Raw genomic sequence first — 3,537 nt, forward strand, 5'->3', positions numbered from 1 at the left:
GGGTTATCATATTATTCTACTAAGATAGAAGTTGAAGCAAAATCAACTAGCTTTTTCTTAGAAGATGATAAGGATTTACAACTATTTAATGAAAGTATAAAAACTTTTGGTTCCCAAGATTTTTTAGTATTAGCCTATAAAAGCCAAGGCGATGTCTTTAGTATTGAAAGTATTGAAAAACTTCAAAATATAGAGAAAAAACTATTAAAAATAGATGGTGTTAAATCAGTTCTTAGTATTTTAAATGCTCCATTATTTTTAAGTGATGGAAAAAGTATAAATGAAGGAGCTAATTTATTAAAAGCTAAAGATGAAATAAGTAAAAATAAATTCTATTTAAAGAATTTAATTAGCCAAGATTATTCTGTTGTTGATTTTTTAATATATGCAAATAACCCAGATGATTTGATTGTTACATTAAAGCAATTTGCGCTTGATAATGATTTGATTTTAGGTGGGATGAGCGTTATTGCAAGTGATATGATTACTTATGTTAAATCTGATTTATATGTTTATGGAATAGGGTTGTTTGTATTATTATCAATTGCTATTTTTATATTTTTTAGAAGTTTGTATTTTGTATTTGTTTGTATGTTTATATGCTTAATTTCTCTTTTTAGCACGACGGGAATTTTGGCGATTTTGGGTTATAATATAACCGTTATTTCAAGTAATTATGTAGCATTGGTTTTAATTATTACAATTTCTGTTATAGTGCATTTATTATCTCATTTTTCAGAACTTATAAACTTTAATAAAAATACAGATAGATTAACACAAGTAAGACACACATTATTAGCTAAGGCTAAACCTAGCTTTTATGCTATTTTAACAACCGTAGTTGGGTTTTTAAGTCTTGTTTTTTCAGGAATAAAACCCATTAGTGAATTAGGTGTTATGATGAGCATTGGTATTAGTGTTAGTTTGCTTTTATGTTATTTATATTTGCCTTATTTGTTACTTGCAAAAAAAGATTTTAAAAATGTATATTTTGCTAAAGAGCCTAAGTTTTTATTGTTTTGTGCAAATACTGCAATAAATCATAGAAAAATAGTATATTTTGTAAGCTTGATAATAGTTGTTTTTGCTATTGTTTCAATTCCAAAGCTTAGTGCTGAAAATAGTTTTGTGAATTATTTTAAAGATAGTAGTGATATTAAAAAAGGTTTATTATTAATTGATGAAAAACTAGGTGGAACGCTTCCGTTAGATGTAATTGTTAAATTTAACGATGAAGACAATGAACAAGCTGATGAGTTTGCTGAATTTTTAGATAATAGTGATAAGTACTATTTAACACCATCAAAAGTAGAAATTCTAAAAAAAATTCATAATTTCTTAGAAAATCAAAATTATGTAGGCAGTGTTTTAAGCCTTTATTCGCTTTTAGATTTTGCAAAATCTATGAATAATGGTAAAGATATTGATGGCTTTTTGCTAAATATATTGCAAAATAACCTTGAAGAAAGCACTAAAAAGCAAATTATTTATCCATATTACAACGAAAAATCAAAAGAATTTAGAATAGCAATTAGAATGGTTGATAGTGATAAAACTTTAAAAAGAGCTAAATTTTTAAAAGATTTAAATGATAATTTAAGAGAACTTACAAAAAATGATAATATAAATATTCAAGTAAGTGGAGTTATGGTGCTTTATAACAATATGCTAAGCTCACTTATAAGTTCTCAAGTAGATACTCTTAATTTTGTTATACTTAGCTTATTTGCATTGTTTTTAATAATTTTTAGAAATATAAGATTTAGTATTATTGGAATAATTGCTAATTTGATTCCTATTTCATTATTGTTTGCGATTATTGCTTTTAGCGGGCTAAGCCTTGATTTAATGAGTATTACAATTGCAGCAATTTCTATTGGAATTGGAGTTGATGATATAATACATTATGTGCATAGGTTTAAAGAAGAAATCAAAAAAAGGAATTTAAATGATGCTATTAGGGCAAGTCATCAAAGTATTGGTTCAGCACTTTATTATACAACTTGCACTATTGTTTTAGGATTTTGTCTTATGATGAGCTCTAATTTTACACCTACTATTTATTTTGGATTACTGACTGTTTTAGTTATGATTTTATTATTATGCGGTTCTTTGTTTTTATTACCATCACTTATAATTAGTTTATATTTTAAGGGTTATTTTAAAAACGAATTATCAAAGAAGGATTTAAGTGCTTAAGTTTAATAATATAATTTGGCTTTTAAGAAAAAATTTTTTTATTACTTTTATTTTACTTGTATTAGTATTATTTTTTAGTTTTTATGTAAATTTTACAACAGTCAATGATAAACTAATTAATAATAACAAATTGATTTCTCATAGTATTCAAAATGCTATAAAACAGCATAAAATTAGACTAGATTTATATTCAAAAGCACTTGAGATGAATCCTAGTTTAAAAAATTTAGACTTAAATACATTTTCAGCATTTTATTATCTTAATGAAGATGGAGAAGTTTTAGATAAAATTAGCAGTGATGAAGTTGACCCTTTAAAAAAATTCATAGAAATTAATACTAGGAATTTAACTGGCAAAACTACTTATATTAGCGAATTAATTACTACTAAAGACTTACAAAGTAGCATATATTTTGCAAAAAAATTAGAGAATAATAAAAATACATTTTTGGTTGCAAAGCTTGATTTAAAAGAACTTTTAAAAAGTGTGAATAAATTTAATACTGATTATATATTGGTAGATTCTTTTGGTAATGTTTTGTATTCAAGTAATCAATCAAAATTAGATTTATCTGTCAATGTAAATGAGTTTAGTTACTATTGGTATTTATCTGGAATTTATCAAACAGCAAGTAATTCTGATAATATTATTAAAGAAGTAGAATATAGCGGCTTTAATGTGAGAAGCTTTATATCTGTAAGCGAGTATTTTAATTATTATTTTGTGTTAAGTGCATTTTTGCTAATAATATTAGTTATGTATTTTTGGAACGCTTATCTTGATTCTATGTTGGTTGAAAATGGTTTAGTAAGACAAGTAAGGTATTGCTATGATTTACAAGGTGCTAGCGATATTGATGAGTTTCAAAATTTTGAGCTAATAGAAGGCTCTGATTTAGAAGATTTGCAAAAACAAACGGCATTTTCAGTTCTTGAATATAAAGATATTAAAAAAGAATATAGAGAATTAGAACAAAGACTTAGCTCTATGTTTAGTAAAAGCACAATTCCTATGCTAATGATTGATGCTTTTACGGCTAAGATTTTTAAAGCAAATCAATCAGCACTTGATTTTTATAATCAAAAAATTACAGGTATGTCTAAAATGAATTTATATATGCTTGGTAAAAAAGAGCAAAGAGATACTATTATAGACCCGATAAATTTTGCAAACAATATGCAAAATTCTATTAAAAATCAAGGATTTTATATACAAACTGAACACTATGTGAATGGAGAAGACTTTAAAGAAGTTAAAATATATCCATTCGTTATGAGATCAGAGAGATTTTGCTATGATATTTTGATGATTTTAGATACTAATATGGTTAGTAAAAG

The 3,537-nt window shown here is 25.0% G+C and carries 2 protein-coding genes; both read left to right on the forward strand.

The window, feature by feature from the left end; translation table 11 throughout:
* On the forward strand, positions 1 to 2,199 hold a 2,199-nt coding region (locus KJQ99_RS08920; protein ID WP_250325690.1), incomplete at its 5' end, for an efflux RND transporter permease subunit.
* The coding region (locus KJQ99_RS08925) for a hypothetical protein (RefSeq protein ID WP_214150593.1) at positions 2,192 to 3,537 on the forward strand (1,346 nt) is incomplete at its 3' end. The genes KJQ99_RS08920 and KJQ99_RS08925, both read left to right, overlap by 8 nt.

This window comes from Campylobacter sp. 2018MI13, assembly GCF_018501135.1.
Classification (GTDB): Bacteria; Campylobacterota; Campylobacteria; order Campylobacterales; family Campylobacteraceae; genus Campylobacter_E.